Source organism: Acinetobacter seifertii (assembly GCF_000368065.1).
Classification (GTDB): Bacteria; Pseudomonadota; Gammaproteobacteria; order Pseudomonadales; family Moraxellaceae; genus Acinetobacter; species Acinetobacter seifertii.
Genome location: NZ_KB851200.1, coordinates 2,376,166 through 2,395,100 on the forward strand (window position 1 = coordinate 2,376,166; position 18,935 = coordinate 2,395,100).

22 protein-coding genes and 1 pseudogene are annotated in these 18,935 nt (G+C 35.6%); 9 read left to right on the forward strand and 14 right to left on the reverse strand.

Going from position 1 to position 18,935, the window contains the following annotated elements; all coding sequences use genetic code 11:
- Positions 1 to 145: 145 nt before the first annotated feature.
- Entirely contained in the window at positions 146 to 745 is a 600-nt protein-coding gene (locus F985_RS18650) for a TetR/AcrR family transcriptional regulator (RefSeq protein WP_004703570.1), read from the reverse strand.
- Between the two features lie 122 nt (positions 746 to 867).
- Here F985_RS18650 and F985_RS18655 point away from each other — a divergent pair, with 122 nt between their 5' ends.
- The gene (locus tag F985_RS18655; RefSeq protein ID WP_004703571.1) at positions 868 to 1,200 is read left to right on the forward strand and encodes a darcynin family protein; all 333 of its coding nucleotides are present in this window, start codon (positions 868 to 870) and stop codon (positions 1,198 to 1,200) included.
- Between the two features lie 109 nt (positions 1,201 to 1,309).
- Here the strand turns inward: F985_RS18655 and F985_RS18660 are convergent, their stop codons facing one another.
- Complete coding sequence (locus tag F985_RS18660) at positions 1,310 to 2,011, reverse strand: hypothetical protein (RefSeq protein WP_004703572.1); 702 nt, start codon at positions 2,009 to 2,011, stop codon at positions 1,310 to 1,312.
- Between the two features lie 94 nt (positions 2,012 to 2,105).
- Here F985_RS18660 and F985_RS18665 point away from each other — a divergent pair, with 94 nt between their 5' ends.
- The 3 genes from F985_RS18665 to F985_RS18675 are packed head-to-tail and all read left to right on the forward strand — an operon-like array spanning position 2,106 to position 4,402.
- On the forward strand, positions 2,106 to 2,792 hold the full coding sequence (locus F985_RS18665) for a hypothetical protein (RefSeq protein WP_004703573.1): 687 nt from the start codon (positions 2,106 to 2,108) through the stop codon (positions 2,790 to 2,792).
- Between the two features lie 33 nt (positions 2,793 to 2,825).
- Positions 2,826 to 3,605: a hypothetical protein gene (locus F985_RS18670; RefSeq protein WP_004703575.1), complete on the forward strand. Its 780-nt coding sequence runs from the start codon at positions 2,826 to 2,828 to the stop codon at positions 3,603 to 3,605.
- A 17-nt stretch (positions 3,606 to 3,622) separates the two neighbouring features.
- Positions 3,623 to 4,402 (forward strand): tetratricopeptide repeat protein, encoded by a 780-nt coding sequence (locus F985_RS18675; RefSeq protein WP_004703580.1) that lies wholly within the window; start codon positions 3,623 to 3,625, stop codon positions 4,400 to 4,402.
- 24 nt (positions 4,403 to 4,426) lie between these two features.
- Here F985_RS18675 and F985_RS18680 read toward each other — a convergent pair whose 3' ends face one another.
- The 3 genes from F985_RS18680 to F985_RS18690 form a co-directional block, all read right to left on the reverse strand.
- A complete protein-coding gene (locus tag F985_RS18680) occupies positions 4,427 to 4,954 on the reverse strand; it encodes a hypothetical protein (protein WP_004703585.1) in 528 nt (175 codons plus the stop codon).
- Between the two features lie 222 nt (positions 4,955 to 5,176).
- A complete protein-coding gene (locus tag F985_RS18685; RefSeq protein WP_004703586.1) occupies positions 5,177 to 5,776 on the reverse strand; it encodes a TetR/AcrR family transcriptional regulator in 600 nt (199 codons plus the stop codon).
- 193 nt (positions 5,777 to 5,969) lie between these two features.
- Positions 5,970 to 6,206: a hypothetical protein gene (locus F985_RS18690; protein WP_004703589.1), complete on the reverse strand. Its 237-nt coding sequence runs from the start codon at positions 6,204 to 6,206 to the stop codon at positions 5,970 to 5,972.
- A gap of 167 nt (positions 6,207 to 6,373) precedes the next feature.
- On the opposite strand from F985_RS18690, the pseudogene F985_RS18695 reads away from it, so the two are divergent.
- Positions 6,374 to 7,306 (forward strand): annotated as a pseudogene (locus F985_RS18695) (IS5 family transposase).
- A 266-nt stretch (positions 7,307 to 7,572) separates the two neighbouring features.
- Here F985_RS18695 and F985_RS18700 read toward each other — a convergent pair.
- Genes F985_RS18700 through F985_RS18710 form a run of 3 tightly spaced genes read right to left on the reverse strand, consistent with a single transcriptional unit; the run spans position 7,573 to position 8,594 of the window.
- Positions 7,573 to 7,980: a hypothetical protein gene (locus F985_RS18700; RefSeq protein WP_004703592.1), complete on the reverse strand. Its 408-nt coding sequence runs from the start codon at positions 7,978 to 7,980 to the stop codon at positions 7,573 to 7,575.
- 15 nt (positions 7,981 to 7,995) lie between these two features.
- The gene (locus F985_RS18705) at positions 7,996 to 8,235 is read right to left on the reverse strand and encodes a hypothetical protein (protein WP_146162868.1); all 240 of its coding nucleotides are present in this window, start codon (positions 8,233 to 8,235) and stop codon (positions 7,996 to 7,998) included.
- A gap of 50 nt (positions 8,236 to 8,285) precedes the next feature.
- On the reverse strand, positions 8,286 to 8,594 hold the full coding sequence (locus F985_RS18710; protein ID WP_004703595.1) for a hypothetical protein: 309 nt from the start codon (positions 8,592 to 8,594) through the stop codon (positions 8,286 to 8,288).
- A 352-nt stretch (positions 8,595 to 8,946) separates the two neighbouring features.
- On the opposite strand from F985_RS18710, the gene F985_RS18720 reads away from it, so the two are divergent.
- Positions 8,947 to 10,106 (forward strand): IS3 family transposase gene (locus F985_RS18720; RefSeq protein WP_085945698.1). Its coding sequence is split into 2 segments (ribosomal slippage): positions 8,947 to 9,181 and positions 9,181 to 10,106, totalling 1,161 coding nucleotides; the frame shifts between segments, so codons are not numbered across the junction.
- A 239-nt stretch (positions 10,107 to 10,345) separates the two neighbouring features.
- On the opposite strand, the gene F985_RS18725 is transcribed toward F985_RS18720, so the two are convergent.
- Both F985_RS18725 and F985_RS18730 read right to left on the reverse strand, forming a co-directional pair.
- Positions 10,346 to 10,852: an Imm26 family immunity protein gene (locus F985_RS18725; protein ID WP_004703599.1), complete on the reverse strand. Its 507-nt coding sequence runs from the start codon at positions 10,850 to 10,852 to the stop codon at positions 10,346 to 10,348.
- Between the two features lie 164 nt (positions 10,853 to 11,016).
- The gene (locus tag F985_RS18730; RefSeq protein WP_004703600.1) at positions 11,017 to 11,571 is read right to left on the reverse strand and encodes a TetR/AcrR family transcriptional regulator; all 555 of its coding nucleotides are present in this window, start codon (positions 11,569 to 11,571) and stop codon (positions 11,017 to 11,019) included.
- 697 nt (positions 11,572 to 12,268) lie between these two features.
- On the opposite strand from F985_RS18730, the gene F985_RS26340 reads away from it, so the two are divergent.
- Complete coding sequence (locus F985_RS26340) at positions 12,269 to 12,685, forward strand: NF045616 family extracytoplasmic (lipo)protein (RefSeq protein ID WP_004703602.1); 417 nt, start codon at positions 12,269 to 12,271, stop codon at positions 12,683 to 12,685.
- A gap of 52 nt (positions 12,686 to 12,737) precedes the next feature.
- Here F985_RS26340 and F985_RS18740 read toward each other — a convergent pair whose 3' ends face one another.
- From F985_RS18740 to F985_RS18755, 4 genes are all read right to left on the reverse strand, one after another.
- Entirely contained in the window at positions 12,738 to 13,229 is a 492-nt protein-coding gene (locus F985_RS18740) for a flavin reductase (protein ID WP_004703604.1), read from the reverse strand.
- A 186-nt stretch (positions 13,230 to 13,415) separates the two neighbouring features.
- Entirely contained in the window at positions 13,416 to 14,459 is a 1,044-nt protein-coding gene (locus tag F985_RS18745) for a methionine synthase (RefSeq protein WP_004703605.1), read from the reverse strand.
- A 21-nt stretch (positions 14,460 to 14,480) separates the two neighbouring features.
- A complete protein-coding gene (locus F985_RS18750) occupies positions 14,481 to 15,467 on the reverse strand; it encodes a DUF1852 domain-containing protein (protein ID WP_004703610.1) in 987 nt (328 codons plus the stop codon).
- A gap of 369 nt (positions 15,468 to 15,836) precedes the next feature.
- Positions 15,837 to 16,709: a LysR family transcriptional regulator gene (locus tag F985_RS18755; protein ID WP_004703617.1), complete on the reverse strand. Its 873-nt coding sequence runs from the start codon at positions 16,707 to 16,709 to the stop codon at positions 15,837 to 15,839.
- Positions 16,710 to 16,965: 256 nt separating this feature from the next.
- Here F985_RS18755 and F985_RS18760 point away from each other — a divergent pair, with 256 nt between their 5' ends.
- On the forward strand, positions 16,966 to 17,574 hold the full coding sequence (locus tag F985_RS18760) for a LysE family translocator (protein ID WP_004703619.1): 609 nt from the start codon (positions 16,966 to 16,968) through the stop codon (positions 17,572 to 17,574).
- A gap of 204 nt (positions 17,575 to 17,778) precedes the next feature.
- Entirely contained in the window at positions 17,779 to 18,708 is a 930-nt protein-coding gene (locus F985_RS18765) for a LysR family transcriptional regulator (RefSeq protein ID WP_004703620.1), read from the forward strand.
- Positions 18,709 to 18,935 lie beyond the last annotated feature (227 nt).

The following is an 18,935-nucleotide window of genomic DNA, read 5'->3' on the forward strand; positions in this document are numbered from 1 at the left end:
CTACAATTGTATTACTTGTGCTAACTAATCATTATTTATTTTAGTTAAATGAATATCGCACATGCAATTAATTAGAAAATCTAAATAATGATGTAAAATTTATTTTATTTTAAATCAAGCTTATGGAAGGAAATAAAAAAGTTTTTTAGCTCAAATCCAAATACCTAAACACAGCCTTTTCAACGCGCTGCTGTAAATGATTTAAATCACTTTCCCCTACTATACCTGCTGCGTTAATCATTCCTTTGCTTAAAGCAATTACATCTTGTGCGGCTGTCTGCGCATGTGAAATGCCAAAACGTATAAACAGATCAGAAATTATGGCCTCAAGCTCGTGTTGAAGTTCACTTTCTTCAATGTCTTTTCCAATGATTTCAGAAGCAAACTCTAGTGTTCGTGCCAACTGTGGACGGCTCAATTGATGTTGCACAGCAGCGTGTATGATGAGTTTTAGTTTTTCTTTTAAGTCTGCGGCATCATTTTGCTCTATGGCCTCAACAATATGATTTGAAAGCTTGGCACGCTCACGTCGAATTAACTCGACGATTAAAGCATCTTTAGATGGAAAGTATTGATATAGGCTACCAATGCTTACGCCAGCAAGTTCAGCCACGGCATTTGTGTTAAATCCAGCAAAGCCTAAAGACTCCAAAATGCGAGCAGCCGCCTCTAAAATAGCTTCAAAAGTAGCTAAGGAACGTGCTTGACGTGGGCGTTTGCGTGGGTCTGGAAGTGTTTCTGGCATGTGTCGAAATGCGAGTATGTAATGTGAGTAATCACTCATATACTGACTGAGTCATGTTGAGATGACAAGCAAATGCTGTCTTTTTCAGTTGAACTACAACTCAGTCCAGTCATGGAGTGGTTATGTCTAGAACCTATACTTTTTTTATTCATTTAAGAGCTTTGCCTGCTTGGTTGGCTTTAGCTCGTGAAAAGCGGGCTGAGTTTAGTGCACAGAAGCTTGGGCCTATTTTTGAGAAGTACCCAACTGTAAAAGTTCGGTGGTATGACGTTGAAGCGTTTAGTACTAAAGCCAGTGATATTGCTGTGTTTGAGACTACATCTCTGCAAGATTATTATTTTGTGATTGATGCGATTCGAGACTCTGAATTTTGTACAGTGCCCTACTTTGAGTTTGTAGAGATTATTCCTGCAATTGAAGATGGGTATGTGAAGTATGAAGAAAGTTTCCTGTAAACGGGTATAACTTTTTATCAAACCAGTGATGCTTTAAGCCAGTAATTTTATAGCTATGCCTAAGGTAATAGCCATCGTAAAATCTAGCTTTATTTCGAATTTTTTATCTCTATTTAATATAGCTATTCTTTTTAAAAACTTGTTGGAAACTTAAAGAAATATTTTGTGTATTAGGGATATGCCCAAAGAAATGCTCATCTTTTGTTTGAAAAAAGACATCAAAGCTTTGACTCATAAATGGATCGACTTCACTTTGTTTTTGATAAATTGGTGTAAGCCTATTGATATAATAATTGATCCAATCAACTTGATTTGAAAAATAAGAATAATCTCTGAGATCAGAATAGAGCCTCTTCAAATTATCTGCAATCAAGTCTACATTTGGATGAAACAACCAAATAATAATCTCCATGGGAGAAACTTTTTTCAGCGTATGCTGAGATTCTTTATCAAATCTTTCAATTTTATATAATTGCGCACCAGATTGACCATAACTAGAGCAAAGTAGTTTACCATTCTGAACTTGATCAAGGTTTTGACCTAATTCTAAGGTACGTAATCTCTTAGAAATATCTAAACATTCAGATAAAGCCTTTAGTTTAGATTTTGCTATATTTTTAAATATATCAACTGTTTGCTGAACAACATATAATTCTCCAGTACCCGTAATAATACCTTGTTCCCAAGCATATAATTTAGAATCATTCGCAGTAGAAAATTCTATATTTGAATCTTTATTCAAAGTTACTTTTTTATTGTCAGCTGCAACAATAATGCTATCGTTTAATTGAATAGCTATGATGAAAGTCATATTTTACGTAAAATAACGAGACATTTGATATGCATTTATTTTAGGCTATATCAATGCAAAATTCTGAATATTTTTATAAAAATTGAGGTTATTAATGGCTGGTGGTTCTCAAATCATTATTAATAAAGATGGTATTACCCTGATTACACCAGGGAAATTTGAGCCGAAAGCTGGACAACATCATTTTAAAAGCGGTGAAAAAGCTAATTATTCTTTACCCGAGATTCCTAACGTTCAATCCCCTTTTAGCAATAAATTAGATGTTTATAATCTATTCCCAGATACATCAAATATTAAATATTCTGTTTTACATTCAAATGGACAAGTGAAAACTGGCTTCCTTGACCAGTATGGTAGGACTGGTCGCATAAAATCTAATGAAAAAGAAAAAGTTAAGGTTCTAATTGGTGGCGATGAATGGCACTACTATATTAGTCGTTTTGGTGGAACTATTGAGGATAATACTTATATTAAATTCCTAGATTTTATAGGAGATCCTATACCAAATTTAGAATTTAACTTAAGCAATGATAATAATAAAATTCTTATGGAATGTAGAACAAATAAAGATGGTGAAGCAGTATTCGTATGTCCTAAAGATGACTTTCCAATATTGTCCGTTAAAAATTTAATTAGTGGTGAATTTAAACCCATATTAAGAATAGAAAACAATTTAGTCCGTGAAATAATTTTAGTAAGTCCTAAGGTTTTGAAAGAGATTGATTTATTACAAGAAACGAATGAGAAAGGCGATTATTTAAGAAGCAACTATCATAAATAATTGAATGTTCGAAAAGTATTGTGAGTAATGAAGATGGCAAATGAGCAAAAAGATTTACAACAGAAAGTAAATCAAAATGGTAGGCCTGTTTCAGTGTTTACTAAAGAACATCTTGAAACTGCAGGTAATGTAGCTGCAAAAACTTCAGATGTATTAGGGTATTTAAAAGATGGAACCTCTGTAGTAGACAATTACAATTTTAGATGGGGTCTTGTTCATTCAAAAAATACTCCGTTGTTTAGTAAAGAGAGATTAGAAAAAGCTAAAGACTTCCGATTTTATAAAGAAAATCCTGAGACAGGGCGAATTTTTAAAGGTAACCAGCATACAAAAGTCTTTGATACTAAAAAATTCGGTAGCAAGGTTGATAAATTAGGATCAAAAGCAGGTAATTTTGCAGATGGAGTAGAGTTAACATTAGCTATAGTTGACAGAAATCCTGAAGCACTTGCAACAAAATCTTCTACATTAGTTTTATCTAAAGCAGGTGAAAAGACAGGTGAAATCGCTGGGCTTGCTGCTGTAGGAAAATGTACTAAAGTAGCAATAAAACGGCTAGATCCTAGAAAGGCTACAGTTGTCGGTCTGACTTGTGCGGGTGCTGCAATAAGTTTGAAATACTGGTTAAAAGGAAAAGGTGACGAGTTAGGAAATACAGTTGGGAAAACAAAAACTGCTATAGAAACTGCTCAAGGCGTTCTCGATGCAGTAGATATATTAGATCAAGTTGAAACAAAAGCAGCCGAGAAAGCAAAGCAAGAAGCCATCAAAAGAGAACCAATGTTAGAATGGCACATAATTGGAGCAGATTAATCTAAAAGAGATATATTATGAGTTTAAAATATTTAATAATTTATAGCCTCCTAAGTTTCACTATTCTAGGTACTATAGGCTGCTCAAAACCACTGTCATCACAAAATACTAATCAAGGTGAAACAAACCAATTATATGAACAAGGTGGTAAATATTTCTTAGGCAAAGGTGTTCCTAAAGACTATCAAAAAGCCTTTTCCTACTTCCAAATGGCAGCCGAAAAGGGATCACCTATCGCACAAAATGATTTAGCTGGAATGTATTTCAAAGGAATTGGAATCCCGAAAAATGAAGAAAAAGCTTACTATTGGTATGAGAAAGCTGCAAAAAATAATTTTCCTGAAGCTCAATATAATATGGGACTCATGTATGACAATGGCTATTATGTAAACAAAGATAGATCAAAAGCTTTAGAGTTTTATAAATTATCTTCTGATCAAGGATATGCTAAAGCTCAATATAATTTAGCAAATGCTTATCTCTTAGGAAATGGAGTAAAAAAAGATATTAATTTAGCTCTAGAATTATATAAGAAAGCCGCGGATCAAAATTTTTCTGAGGCTCAATATAATTTGGCAAATATTTACTCAGAAGGTAGCCTAGTTAAACAAGATAATGAAAAAGCTTTAGAGTTATATACAAAAGTAGCTGAGAAAGGCATACCTGAGGCTCAAAACAATCTAGCCTATATGTATGCGAATGTTTACTCAGACTATGAAAAAGCTAAATTTTGGTTCCAAAAAGCTGCTGACAATGGATATGAACCAGCAAAAGAAGCTTTAAAACAGTTTCAATAGTTTTAGATTGTAATGTTCAACAATTTACTTTTTAGAAGTAACTGTTAAATATATAATTAAACCAATTAAGATTAAAAATATTAATTGGATTTCTAAAATAAGGTTTATCATCCATGAATTTCTAAATGATAGACCTTTTTTTGTTATTAATATTTTTGATCCATTTAAATCTGGAGAAATAAAAACTTTTATTTTATTATTTTTATTTAGCTCATTAAATATAGATATATTTTTCTCTTTCATCTCTTCGCAATTTTCGGAAATCAGCAATCTATATACAATCAAGAAATCATCTTGTTCTGATACCTTAGTACTTTTATCATACGTATATTGGTATTTTATATCTCCGCGAGCATTCCTATCCATCCCTCTTCGCCAAGGCTTACTTGAACAATAAACTTCATAATTTATAATTTTATAATTTTTCACTTCAATCCAGTTCGAATGTGTAAGTTCAAAAAATTTTGATTGTAGAAAGAAGGATGATGTGACAAGCAAAAGTATAATAAAAATGGCTACTAAAGATAAAAGAAGTTTTATAAATAATTTCATTATCAAAATAGCCTTACTAAAATCATATAACCAGAATAGAGAGTATTGTAAAAATTTAGCGAAATCCTGTTTAAATATATCTTATATTTAAAGCAGCCTCTAGTAACATATCCTATAGATTATGTATAAAACTATGCCTTGATTAGCTTTTTAATTTTTTGATTAATCAATTAAAGATGTCATAAAAAGTTATGCATTTTCATACCTACAAATCAATAATATTTAAGTCAGCCCCAAATACCCAAACACAGCTTTTTCAACTCGCTGCTGTAAATAATTTAAATCACTTTCCCCTGCTATGCCTGCTGCGTTAATCATTCCTTTAGTTAAAGCAATTACATCTTGTGCAGCTATCTGTGCATGTGAAATACCAGAATGTATAAATAGATCCGAAATTATGGTTTCAAGCTCATGTTGATGCTCACTTTCCTCTATGTCTTTTCCAATAAGTTCAGAAGCAAATTCAAGAGTTCGTGCCAACTGTGGACGGCTCAATTGATGTTGCACAGCAGCCTGTATGATCAGTTTTAGTTTTTCTTTTAAGTCTGAGGCATCATTTTGCTCTATGGCTTCAACAATACGACTTGAGAGTTTAGTGCGCTCACGTCGAATTAACTCGACAAGTAAAGCATCTTTAGATGGAAAGTATTGATATAGGCTACCAATGCTTACGCCAGCAAGTTCAGCCACGGCATTTGTGTTAAATCCAGCAAAGCCTAACGACTCTAAAATGCGAGCAGCCGCCTCTAAAATAGCTTCAAAGGTAGCCACTGAGCGTGCTTGACGCGGACGTTTACGTGGGTCTGGGAGAGTTTCTGGCATGAGTCGAAATGCGAGTATTTAATATGAGTAATCACTCATATACTGACTGAGTCATCTTGATATGACAAGTAAATGCTAGGAACTGTAATCTTTTATATTATAAAAACACTTTTCGCAGATACAGAAATACAAAATAATAAGTTAAAAAGATTATTAAGGCTATTTTCCAAAATTTTATTAGCTATTATAAACATCATTCATTATCAACTTTATAAAAAATAGGATTATGATTAAAATCATTCCAAAAGAAAATTAATCTATTACAATTTGGGCAGATGATTAGGGATTTAAACTTCATATATAATTTTTCAGAATCTATTTCACCTTGAAATTCATCATATTCAATATCCGATATCATTAACCATTCATTTGGGTTGGGTATCGCTCCAAGGCTTAATCTATTTCCACACTTACATAGAATTGCAGGCATTCATTTTCTTCCTGTATTTATGATAATAATATCACGTATATTTGTTGCTTTAGCACCGTTAACTCTATTTAATAAATTGCTAAGATCATTAGGGCTAACATTGGATTTTGATATGCTTTGTTGCACAAAGTTATTCTTAAAGGCTTCATCAGCAATATAATTTCCAAATGAAGAAGCCTGCATCCAAAATCTATCGCACAACGAATTGGTCCTCTTATAACCTAGTTCTAATCAAGCAAGGAAATATTTCAATTTGGTTCGATCCTCAGACTCAATCGTATGATCACCCACAAGCTAAGCATGGAAGAAATCAAACCTATTCGGATACAACAATTCAGTGCTGTTTGATGATCAAATCTATCTTTCGACTTTCTTTGCGTATGGTCACAGGCTTTGTTCAAAGCCTTATTCAACTCAGTGGGTTAAATTGGACACCACCGGATTATTCCACACTTTGCAGACGACAAAAGCAGATTAATATTGTGATCAGCTATCAAAAAAGTCATGAAGGACTACATCTATTGGTAGACTCAACTAGCCTAAAGTTTTTACGCGAAGGTGAATGGAAACGCAAGAAGCATCAATCTGAATATCATCGGCAATGGCGTAAACTGCATATTGGTATAGATGCTAAAACCTTGCAAATACGAGCTGTACAGCTCACAACAAATAATGTCAATGATTCACAAGTCTTGGGTGATCTGCTGTATCAAATCCCATCCGATGAACGCATTGATTCTGTATATACCGATGGAACATATGACACGAAATTGTGCAGACAAGTGATTTCAGATCGTCATGCACATGCCGTAATTCCTCCAAGAAAAAAATGCAAGGCCATGGAAAGATAAGAAATTGGGATCTTTAGAGAGAAATGAATTATTGAAAACAGTCAAACGTCTAGGAAAAGCGCATTGGAAAAAGTGATCTGGCATCATCGGCGCAGTTTGGTTGAAACTAAGATGCATTGCATCAAATTATTGGCTGATAAACTCAGTGCAAGGAGTTTTGACAGTCAGGTCAATGAAATCCATGCACGTGTGGCCGTCTTAAATAATTTTACAGAATTAGGTCGAGCTCATACCCAAGTTGTCACTTAAATTTGAGCAACTTAGGAAAGCTCTATCTTTAAAATCTTTATGCAACAAAGCCGTTCAGAATTAATACTGTCAGAAAAATTTGCAGTGAGTGGTACATATTTATCAACACTTATATGTATATTTTTTACATTTGTTTTTTTATAAAATTTCAACATAATCCCCCCCTACAATTATTTCTTCTATAAATTTAACGATTGATGTGAAGATAAGATTTTATTTAACTATTAATTTAAAAATAAGGATATTATAAGAAACATCTAAAATTATTAAAAATGATTGATAAACCCATGTTCAACGAACCAAGTCGTAAGATTACTCTCTAATTTATCTAAATCAAAATCATCAAACTTATACTTTCTAACAATCGGCGGCATTTCTTGCAATAATTTTTCACACAACGCTGTAACACGTTGCTCATACGTCATGCCTACAAACTTATGATAATCCAGCATGATATCCATATATAAGACTTTTTCTTTTTTAGAGAAACGTAATCGTTGTTTAAAAATACTATCTGGATCACGGCACATCAAAACAACTACTATACCACTAACACTACTACCATAAAACTCGGACTCCATTAATTTATAAAACTTATTAGAAGTAATTTTTTGTTTAGCTTCTAAAACACCAGAATATGAATCTGTATCTGTTATTAAATGAAATTTAAACATTTCTATTTCACCATTTTATTGCCAAATTAAATGATTAAGTTGATCGATTATTTTCTCAAGCTCAAGTCCATAACTTGTAGGTTCAGAAGTATCATCAAATCCTTTATCACACAATTCAATCGCAACTAAATTCATTAACTCTTTGTATTCATTTTTTGTGCAACTCCCTTCAGACAGACATTTAACTAAGTGTAAATTATTAGATGAGCGCGACTGAAGAATTTCTCTAATCACAAGTAACATTTTATTATTCATTTTATTCATACCATCTTTAGGTTTAGGTCATAAATTTTTAAGAACTATCTTTACACTTTTAACTCCATTAGTTTTCTACAAAAAATCTCTAATAATTCAAGTTTATCCACACAATCATCTGGAGCAATCAAAGAATTTAATATCTCCTCATCATTCACTAGATTAATTAAATGAATGCTCAACCATCCTGAGCTCCAAAATTCGATTCCCCCTAAAATTTTACTATCTTCGACCTCAACTCGCTCTAAATCACCAAATACCAAAACCTCTCCCTCCTTAAAACTAGTAAAAGTTATTTTATAATTTTCTTTAATTATAGGAAGATATACTTCATTAAAATAGTTCAATGAGATATCCATGATTACTCCCTTTTAAATACCATAATAAAATTTCTACATTAAGTACTAACTTATACTTTATCTATAAAATTAATCTCCTTAATTTAACAAAACACTCCAAATAAAATTTAAAATAGATCTAAATTATTTATTTAAAAAGTTTTTAATTTTTATTCCAATCATAATTCCTATAAAGAAAGATATATAAAAATAATTCCATGAACTATCAGAAACAATTGGTGAAAAGATCAACCCTATTAGAAAAAATAAAAAAGTAAAAACACATGCAAAAAGCAATGAATGATCCTAGCCAAAATAATGGACAGTACTTCCCTCTAAAGATAACGTAACGTTAACTTTGGAGATCCAAGAAATGGCCAAACGTTTTAGTGCTGAATTTAAACAGCAAGCAATTGATTATGCACTTTCAAACTCACACGAGCCTATAGCTGCAATCGCCCAGAAATTAGGTGTGGGTTATTCAACTTTAGACAAATGGATTCGTGAAACCAATCCAGTGGGTTCAAGCAAACGTCAACTTTCACCAGAACAACAGCGGATCTTGGAATTAGAGAAAGAAGTCAAACAGCTCAAGGAAGCCAATGACATCTTAAAAAAAGCGCATGTGTACTTTCTAACAGATCATGCCAAGAAAAGTACACGGTAATTCAAGATCTAGATATGAATGAAGTCACGGTATCTTCTGCCTGTAAATACCTAGGTGTCAGCACTTCAGGCTATTATGCCTGGCGAAAACGTCAGGCCAATACGGTAGAGAAATATAATGATTTAAAAGCCGTATATTGGCAGCATCATGCACGATTGGGTGCACCTTCATTGGTACATGACATGCATGATTTAGGTTACAGCATGAGTGAACGCACTGTTGGAAGAATGCTGAAAAATCTGGGTTTACGCAGCAGGATTGCGCGTAAATACAAGCATACGACTGATTCAAACCATCGTTTGCCTACAGCACCCAATCTGTTAGAGCGTCAATTTACAGTCATTCAGCCTAACAAGGTTTGGACAACGGATATTACCTATATCCGTACCAAGCAAGGTTGGCTGTATTTATGTGTGATGCTGGATCTATTTAGTCGTCGTATCGTGGGGTGGCAAACCAGCCATCGAATAGACCGCCAGTTGGTGTGTGATACGTTTAACTATGCAATGGCTCGTCAGGGTTATCCAACTGGTGTTATGGTTCATTCGGACCAAGGTTCACAGTACTGTAGTCGTGATTTTAGAGCGCTGTTACTGACAAATGATTGTACTCAGAGTATGTCTAGACGTGGAAACTGTTGGGATAATGCAGTGACTGAAAGCTTCTTTCATACATTGAAAGGTCATGTGGTCCATGGCAGTGTGTTTGCCACTCGAAAAGAAGCGAATGCTGTCTTGTTTGACTATATTGAGATTTATTACAATCGGGTCAGAAGACATTCTGCAAATGGCTGGTTAAGCCCTGAAGCCTTTGAGAAGAAATATTTTAAGAATTTAGAGGGATTTGTTGTCCACGATACTGTCTAGGATCAGAAATCAATTTAAAAAAATTATGAACAAAAAATATTTTATAAAATATTTCACTTATTTTATCTAAAGTTAGGACAAATACCTTTTTGTAGTAAAAACCAACTCCTATTCCGACTACTCCCCCTAGAACACTTACTAAAATTAAATTATCCAACATAATCATTAACTCTATATGTTCAATAAATGAATTTGCTTAGAATTTTAGTTCCCAGAACTCTAGTTATTTTATTTAATTACTACTCAAAATCAGGATATACAAAATCGTATTTTCCTGTTTTTATACGCTCAACAATATCGTAAGGATTCACAACTACACCAATTTCTGCCTTACGATTTTCTCCCTCTAACCTCCCTACACGAGTAAAATCTTCATCATTTATATGCCATACATACCAATTTTTAGATACTTTAATCTTCTCTGCCCCTACTTTTGCTCCATAGTCATTCGTACACCGAAAAAGAATATTAGAAATATCACCAAGCTCACTAATATTTCCAACTTTTTCCCATAAATTCATTTTCAATCCAAACTTAGTCACACAGTGAGCATAAAACTCTACTTCACCGCTTACGATTTCCAATAAATCTATATCAGCTTCCAATGGATATACTTTTTTAAAGCTTCTGATCACATCACTATTGAGTTGGGTTAAATCAAAAGCGATTAATTGAAAATATTTTTTCTTATCATTGTCTAATTCAACAGCAAAGACATCACCGATCTTAGTGTTTTTCCTTATCATTTTTCGATTCCAAACTTTTCCCAATATTTCGGGCTAATTAATTTTCTCTTTCAATAGCATACTGCTATTTTACCCAAGACTAAACTGATTAATTAAACTTCACATCCTCTACTTTAGCTAATCAGACACCCCCATCATAAAAATTTAACTTCAAACTTTTCGCCTCAGTTCCCCCTCCCCCAAAACCTCCCCATCACCGCATCCCGTTCATCCAAACTGTTAGAGCTTAAAACTTGTAGCAGCAAACCATCGATCAGGTTTACCACCATGTTGGCATCGAATTTTGGCTCACGAGTTTCCCCGCTAAAAATCAGGTCAAAAAGTTCCCGATGTAGCCATTTTCGGTATTCAACTGCCATACGGTAGGCCTGCGGGTACAACCGTTTTATTTCAAAAACTGCTTTAAGCAGCAAATGGTATAGGCTGTTTAAATTGACGTGTAAAACAATAATTTCTTTGAGTTTATCTTTTGACGTGTAGTAACGGCTTGAGTAGATGATGGAAAGCACTTGTTCTCTGAGCAGGCTTTTTTGAAAGGCGATGCACATTTCAATTAGGCGTTCTTTTGAGCCAAAATATTTATAAAAGGTGGTTTTGGTTATTTGGGCCTTTTCAACAATGAGGTCTACCCCTGCATTATGGAATCCATACGTGGTAAAGAGTTGTATGGCGGTTTGAATAACCTGTAATTTTCTGGAAGATATTTCTAAAGTTGGCATAGTTTTACCGTTATAAATTCTTGTTGTTTCTAAATGAGATAAAAGCCTGTGCCCCTTTTGGGAGAAAAAAAGGCACAGCAAAGCCGCAAGACGGTGCTTGGCACATCTCAAGTTTTATTGTTGATGCAAGTTTTTTTGAGTCGTAATGACTTAAAGCCTGAAAACCCTACGGCGTTCAAGCTGCTGTAATTTTTTAAGCTGTGTTGTTATAGCTTTTGGCACGGGGTGCCAAGAAATAATGGATGTGCATAGCCAACTCCTGATTATTGGAGTTCTGCCAGAGCATTTATTTGGACTTATGGTGGCAGAACGAAAGAGGGTTGACAGACTGGCTTCGAGAACCCAGCACGCACAAAGGCGTCCCCCTTCCGTCCTACCGCTACAAAAAGGGAGACGAGTGGGTCTACATCAAAAAAACGAGTTTTTTCAATGTTCTCAAAGATCAGCCTGTCAAAGCCGGCTGGCAATGTGGCCAGCACGCAAAGCATAATCTGAGAGTTCAGATGTGTCAATGTCACTTTTATGACAAGTGATTAAATTTCTTATTGTTTTTCATTAGATTAACTTAATTATTATTCTAGATATTATATTTAATTATATTTATTAATTTTTTAAAAAGAGTCAGATACGGTAAGCTAAACCGCATGAATTTTACTTTTTGATTTTGAATATTTTTTAGAACTTTACGAGAACATAAATGATAAGACTATCTTCAAAGTCCATTTTAATATTAACAACTGGGTGTTTGTTAAATGGCTGTAGCCAAGGCCCTCTTCCATTAGAAGTTACATTACATCAAGATTATGTATGTGCCTTTACCAATAACCCTAAAAAAACGCATTATTCTTTTGATAATAAATTTTTGATTTTTGTGGCGAAAGCTGACTATACAAACGGCTACAAAAGCACTTATGAGAAAGAATATTCAAATGTTCCTTTGCCAATAGAAGAGAAAGATTGTGTAAAAATTCCTCTAAAGGCATTTGAAAAGAATGTGGCTTATGACATTACTTTAGATATATACAAAACTTTCGATACACGTATTTGTGTAGTAGAACAGAACAATAAGCTAGAAATCCGAGAGCCTGAACCCGGTGAAACAACTTGTAAATAGGCTTGTTTCTAGACCCTCATTTGCTATTTCAGAAACAACTAAACGCGTGGGTTTAGACAGTCTCAGTCTGCCCCACTTGGTGATAAGCGCGGTTAAAGTAAACCAAACTTTGGTCATGCTGGCTTTGTTTAATCGCTACAATCGGACATATAAAAATCGTATGTGTACCGACTTGTTGAATTTGCTCAATCTCACAATCGAAACTGACCAAAGCATCGTCTAACACAGGTGAACCCGTTTCTAACTCAATCCATGCGCCATGTTTAAAGCGTTCTTCTGGTGTAAGTTTAGATGAAAAGGCTTTTGAAATATGTTCGTGGTGTGCGCCTAAAACATTCACAGTTAAGATTTTGTTATCTAGGAAATGTGCATGTGAGCTCGCAGATTGGTTCATACACACCAATAATGTCGGCGGTGTGTCAGTCACACTACAAACAGCAGAGGCAGTAAATCCAAAACGGCCAGACATGCCTGCCGTGGTCACAACGCTAACCGCACTTGTGAGTAAAGACATTGCATTTCTAAAGTCTGTTGCTTGAACCATGACATTATTCCTAAATTGAACCGTACCTTGTCCTGTGTGTTTTGCTATACCGCCCAACTCCATCAGGAAGGTACTATCGACATGCGATCTGATTAGAGCGACATGTAGTAAGTAAAATGAGGGTTAATTGTTTGATTATCAATAGCCATCAAAAAAGTAACCCTTTATACCACTTATTGGTAAATATTAAGCAGTAAGATCAAAACCAGTTAGTTCTCTGCGAACGATTTCTGCACCTGCTGTTAAGGCATTTAGCTTGCCACGTGCCACTTCACGTGAAAGAGGTGCCATACCGCAGTTTGTGCAAGGGTAAAGCTTGTCGGCATCTACAAACTGAAGCGCTTTACGAAGTGTGTTCGCTACTTCTTCTGGTGTTTCAATTTGGTTAGATGCAACATCAATCGCGCCAACCATCACTTTTTTACCGCGAATGAGTTCGAGTAAATCGATAGGCACATGTGAGTTGTGACATTCTAACGAAATGATATCGATGTTAGATTTTTGCAGTTTCGGGAAAGCTTCTTCGTACTGGCGCCATTCTGAACCGAGTGTCTTTTTCCAGTCAGTGTTGGCTTTAATGCCGTAACCATAGCAAATGTGAACCGCAGTTTCACATTTTAGACCTTCAATTGCACGCTCTAAAGTCGCAACGCCCCAGTCATTTACTTCGTCAAAGAATACGTTAAATGCAGGTTCGTCAAACTGAATAATGTCTACACCAGCAGCTTCTAACTCACGCGCTTCTTGGTTCAAGATTTTAGCAAATTCCCAAGCCAGTTTTTCACGGCTCTTGTAGTGACCATCGTAAAGCGTATCAATCATGGTCATTGGGCCAGGTAATGCCCACTTAATTGGTTGATCAGTTTGCTGACGTAGAAACTTCGCATCTTCAACAAACACAGGCTTTTGACGAGACACCGCACCAACCACAGACGGTACGCTTGCATCGTAACGGTCACGAATTCGAACTGTTTCGCGCTTCTCAAAATCTACGCCATTTAAATGTTCAATAAACGTAGTCACAAAGTGCTGGCGAGTTTGTTCACCATCGCTGACAATATCAATGCCAGCAAGGCGCTGTTCGTGCAACGCTAAACGTAGCGCGTCTTTTTTACCTTCAAGCAGACCTTCGTTTTCGAGTTTCCAAGGTGACCAAAGCTTTTCAGGTTCTGCAAGCCAAGATGGTTTTGGTAAGCTGCCAGCAGTTGAAGTCGGTAGTAATTTTTTCATGTTAAATGACCCGTATGTTGATTAATTAGGAGCGTAATTCGCAGACCACTGCTCAAGAATCGCTTGGTATGGTTTGATAAATTGCTCTTCAACAAACTTCCCCTGCTCTATAGCCAAACGGCTACGTTCTTCACGGTCATACACAATTCGAGTAAGTGAATAATCTTCGTGTTTCAAGCTTGGTTGATAAGACTTTCCAGCCACTGAATTTGCGTTGTAAATTTCAGGACGGTAAATCTTTTGGAAGGTTTCCATCGTACTAATGGTACTGATCAACTCAAGGTTGGTGTAATCACTCAGCAAATCACCAGTAAAATAGAACGCTAACGGCGCAACGCTATTTGGCGGCATGAAATAGCGAACTTTTAAGCCCATTTTTTGGAAATATTCATCAGTGAGTGAATAGTCTTCTTGCTTGTATTCCACGCCCAAAACTGGATGTTCGTTTTCAGTACGGTGGTACTCTTTAGTCGTCGAAACGCTTAAGCAAATCACAGGCGCTTTTTTAAAGTTGGCTCTGTAAGTTTCAGAGTTAATAAAGCTCTTAAACAAGTTGCCGTGCAATTCACCAAACTTTTCTGGCGTGCTAAAAGTCGACTGGTTTTTGTTGTGGTCTAACAACAACACACTAAAGTCATAGTCACGTACATAAGACGAGAAGTTATTACCCACGATGCCTTCGATGCGTTCATTGGTTTTTTTATCAACAATATTGGTTTTCAATATTTCGATGAGAGGAAGCCCGCTTGCACGATTTTGAGCATCAATATTCATTTCAACCGAAATGATTTCAAGTTCAACGCCATAGCGGTCGCCCTTAGGGTTGTCCCAATGAGCTAAGGCATTGAAACGATTGTCAATCATCCGTAAGGTGTTGCGCAAATTTTCTTCGCGGCTCATCCCTCTCGCCAAGTTAGCAAAGTTGGTGGTAATACGCGTATTGTCTGCTGGACGATAGTTCTCATCGAAACAAATACTCTTAATCGTAAATGTAAATTCTTTACTCATTGTGATCAGTACCCTAATTTCTGAGATAAAACCTAAATAAAAACTTTTTGCTCTTTTTAAACTTTCCAGACTTGTCAGTTTTGTGCCTTATGGTCTTATCAAAAGTGAATTACTGGAGCGCTTCAGAGCATGAATAGATTTATACCCCAATCACAACATGAATAAAAATGATTTAGTCTCATTCAAAACTGAGTGAAATTCATGTTTGGAGTTTAATAAATAAGTTTGAAGTTAAATATTTTTCATCTTAAGTTTTTTTAGACAGCAGAAACGAGAAATACGGCGCTCACCAATCACCCTTAAAATATTAAAAATTTATAATTACTTTCAATCAATTAAATCATTTTTATTTAAATAGCACAGCTAAACCTAAAGTAATTTATGTTGAATCTCGCTCATCTCTGCTTTTAGCCATTCTAAAAATATAGTTTTGCGAGAATCTTCCTCAAAAGCGCCATGAGAAAGTAAAAAATAGGCTGAGCCATCTTGAACGATTGGTGAAATTTTTTGTATTACGTTCCACTCAAGTTCTTTTTCAATCATATAAATTGAGATCACGGTTGCGCCAAGTCCAGCCAAGCAGCCTTCCAAACATAGATAAAAATGTTCGAGTTCAACTTTACTGTAGCCTTTTAAATTTTGCTTTAACTCAGCAATGCGGCTCATACTTTTGAAAAAATTTGGTCGAGAGGTCGAAATGAGTAAGTCATTTGTGTCGGGGGGCTTAGTTGCTTGAAGTAGAGCGATATATTCATCGGCAATCTTTTCGCTATAAATATGCTCTCCCCAATCAAAGTCATTTCGGCGAATCGCGATATCAATATTATCTTTTTCAAAATCGACCACGCCGCCTGCTGTGAGTAGCACAACCTCAAAATCATGACCGAGCTTTTTAAATTTTGATAACCGCGGAATGAGCCATTTCATTGAAAGAGTCGGTTCACACGACAAGACCAGTTGCTTGTTGTGAGTTTTAGGCTGGCTGAGTTGTATTAAACATTCATCGAGTTGACCAAACACTTGATGGCAACAGCTCAGTAGAATTTCGCCCTGCTCAGTCATCACAAGGGTTTTATTTTTTCGCTCGAACAAAGGCGTGTTTAAAGCTTCTTCTAAATTATAAATTTGCTTACTGACCGCACTTTGCGTCACAAATAATTTCTTTGCAGCTAAAGTCACACTGCCATACTTCGCCACAAAGTAGAAAAATTTTAGTGAATTCAGCGATATTCTTTCAATCATTCCAAAAACTCATAGATATATAGTCGTTTTTATCGATTTTTATTTGTAGGTTTCTGTTCAAAAATAAAAATCATCTTGATTAAACCCCATTTTAGATGATGAAAAACATATTGAATATCCATATCTATTTTCGTAAACCTAAAACCTTGTCATTTCTCTCAAAAAGAATAACAGCTTTCAGCAAAACAACCCTTCTCTCGAATACATTCCAAAAAGTACAGATGAACTCCCTCGTTTTCAGTGAGGGTACAAGATAATGGCAGAGTTTATTGCGGTTATTCTCATTACAATTTTAGCGGTGATTAGCCCCGGCGCTGACTTCGCGATTGTGACCAAAAATAGTTATCTTTACGGCAGAAAAATAGGTGTGTTCACTTCACTAGGCATATCGCTTGGCGTGTTGGTACATGTAACCTATACACTTGTAGCCGTTGCATTTGTGATGACTTATACGCCGCAAATTTTGAATATTGTGAAGTACATTGGCGCACTTTACCTGATCTATATTGGCTATAAAACCTTTACGCAAAAACCTGTTTTAGACGCTGTTGCTTCAAACGCTATAGGCAGTTTTCAAGCTATAAAATACGGCTTTTTTACTAACGCCCTGAACCCTAAAACCACACTATTTGTGATTAGCACCTATACGCAAATTGTGAGTTTAACTACACCTGAAAGCGTTCTTATAGCTTATGGCTTTTTTATGTCCTTTGCTCATTTTGCATGGTTTTCACTGGTGGCTGTACTGTTTTCATCCATGCTGTTGAGACAAAAAATGTTAGCCAAGCAAGTGCAAATTAATAAGGTGATTGGCTCTATTTTATGTGTATTAGGTGTGATTCTGCTTTTTACCAAGTTTCAGTAAAAAGCTCATTTTATGGAAAAATAATTTGCTTATGCTCATATATAGTTTGTACTTTTAAAAAGGCTTTTTATAAGACTTTTCCAAGAGAGCTATTTAATTTTTCAGAAACTTTCATATTTTTTGCTGTTAATATGAAAACGCATGATAGATTTTCCAATCCTTCATATCTCTATAAATCAAGGATGATGAGCGAATACATTTATTATGGAAATCAAGCAAATAAAGTATTTTTTGACGGTCGTTGAATCGGGTAGTATTGGTAAAGCTGCCCAAAAACTTGATGTCGGTGCTTCGGCGATTAGTCAGCAAATTAGTAAGCTCGAACAAGAGCTAAGCATTCGCTTATTACAGCGTAATGCTTTTGGCGTGACCCCAACACCTGCTGGCCTTGCCTTTTTAAAGCACTCGCAACTGATTTTGCGTCAAGTGAACTTTGCCATAGATGCTGCGCATTCGGCACGGTTGTCTGGTCATGTCAGCCTTGGTTTTCCACCGACCATTACCGCTTTGATTGGTATCCCTTTAATGAAACTGATGTCTGAACGCTATCCAGACATTCGCTTAGAGATTGTGGAGACCCTGTCAGGTAATCTCATTCAGTACATTAACTCGCGTCAGCTTGATATTGCCATTATTTTTACTAATGAGATTGATAAGCAATGGTCGATACAGCCCTTGGTACGCGAGCAAATGTATTTAATGGCGCGCAAAGAAGTGCTCGAAAAATACGGTCTAGCAGATTGCATTAAAAGCGGCATTATTCAGTCTCAGCAAATTGGCGATATTCCGTTAGTGTTGCCACGTCAGCGTCATAGCTTACGAAAGCTACTTGAACACAAGATTGGACAGCTTAATGTCGTCTATGAAATTGATGGCTTACATTTACTTATGGACAGTCTGATTCACCTTGACCTTGCTAGTGTTCGTCCCGGAAGTGCTTGCTTGCAAGAGTACAAACATAAGCTGCAATTGCTTAAGGTGATTGACCCAGAAGTGGAAAGAATTAACTACTTAGTGAGCCTTGCCGAAGAAGAATTATCACCCGCCGCACTGGCTGCCAAGTCAGCCATTAAGGCATGTGTGAAAGAGTTGATTCAAAACCAAATTTGGCCGTGTTCTGAAATTATTGTTTAAAGGGTCATTAATTTTTCTAAATACCTAATTAATTTTCGCCTCTCACTCCTCTCTGCTTTTTAAGATTACATTTTTATACGAATGATAAGTGGTTTTCTGTTTATCGAAATATAGATGTGTAGTTTTAACTGGAAACAAGGCATCACATTTTCTACCAAGGACACCTTTAAATCTCATCTCTAACCCATTTCCTATTTAGGTTTATTGATTGAATCAATTTACGTCCA

Coding starts and splice junctions, on each gene's coding strand:
- F985_RS18650 (WP_004703570.1), bottom strand. CDS start 745: ATGCCAGAAACACTTCCAGACCCACGCAAACGCCCACGTCAAGCACGT.
- F985_RS18655 (WP_004703571.1), top strand. CDS start 868: ATGTCTAGAACCTATACTTTTTTTATTCATTTAAGAGCTTTGCCTGCT.
- F985_RS18660 (WP_004703572.1), bottom strand. CDS start 2,011: ATGACTTTCATCATAGCTATTCAATTAAACGATAGCATTATTGTTGCA.
- F985_RS18665 (WP_004703573.1), top strand. CDS start 2,106: ATGGCTGGTGGTTCTCAAATCATTATTAATAAAGATGGTATTACCCTG.
- F985_RS18670 (WP_004703575.1), top strand. CDS start 2,826: ATGGCAAATGAGCAAAAAGATTTACAACAGAAAGTAAATCAAAATGGT.
- F985_RS18675 (WP_004703580.1), top strand. CDS start 3,623: ATGAGTTTAAAATATTTAATAATTTATAGCCTCCTAAGTTTCACTATT.
- F985_RS18680 (WP_004703585.1), bottom strand. CDS start 4,954: ATGAAATTATTTATAAAACTTCTTTTATCTTTAGTAGCCATTTTTATT.
- F985_RS18685 (WP_004703586.1), bottom strand. CDS start 5,776: ATGCCAGAAACTCTCCCAGACCCACGTAAACGTCCGCGTCAAGCACGC.
- F985_RS18690 (WP_004703589.1), bottom strand. CDS start 6,206: ATGCCTGCAATTCTATGTAAGTGTGGAAATAGATTAAGCCTTGGAGCG.
- F985_RS18700 (WP_004703592.1), bottom strand. CDS start 7,980: ATGTTTAAATTTCATTTAATAACAGATACAGATTCATATTCTGGTGTT.
- F985_RS18705 (WP_146162868.1), bottom strand. CDS start 8,235: ATGAATAATAAAATGTTACTTGTGATTAGAGAAATTCTTCAGTCGCGC.
- F985_RS18710 (WP_004703595.1), bottom strand. CDS start 8,594: ATGGATATCTCATTGAACTATTTTAATGAAGTATATCTTCCTATAATT.
- F985_RS18725 (WP_004703599.1), bottom strand. CDS start 10,852: ATGATAAGGAAAAACACTAAGATCGGTGATGTCTTTGCTGTTGAATTA.
- F985_RS18730 (WP_004703600.1), bottom strand. CDS start 11,571: ATGCCAACTTTAGAAATATCTTCCAGAAAATTACAGGTTATTCAAACC.
- F985_RS26340 (WP_004703602.1), top strand. CDS start 12,269: ATGATAAGACTATCTTCAAAGTCCATTTTAATATTAACAACTGGGTGT.
- F985_RS18740 (WP_004703604.1), bottom strand. CDS start 13,229: ATGGTTCAAGCAACAGACTTTAGAAATGCAATGTCTTTACTCACAAGT.
- F985_RS18745 (WP_004703605.1), bottom strand. CDS start 14,459: ATGAAAAAATTACTACCGACTTCAACTGCTGGCAGCTTACCAAAACCA.
- F985_RS18750 (WP_004703610.1), bottom strand. CDS start 15,467: ATGAGTAAAGAATTTACATTTACGATTAAGAGTATTTGTTTCGATGAG.
- F985_RS18755 (WP_004703617.1), bottom strand. CDS start 16,709: ATGATTGAAAGAATATCGCTGAATTCACTAAAATTTTTCTACTTTGTG.
- F985_RS18760 (WP_004703619.1), top strand. CDS start 16,966: ATGGCAGAGTTTATTGCGGTTATTCTCATTACAATTTTAGCGGTGATT.
- F985_RS18765 (WP_004703620.1), top strand. CDS start 17,779: ATGGAAATCAAGCAAATAAAGTATTTTTTGACGGTCGTTGAATCGGGT.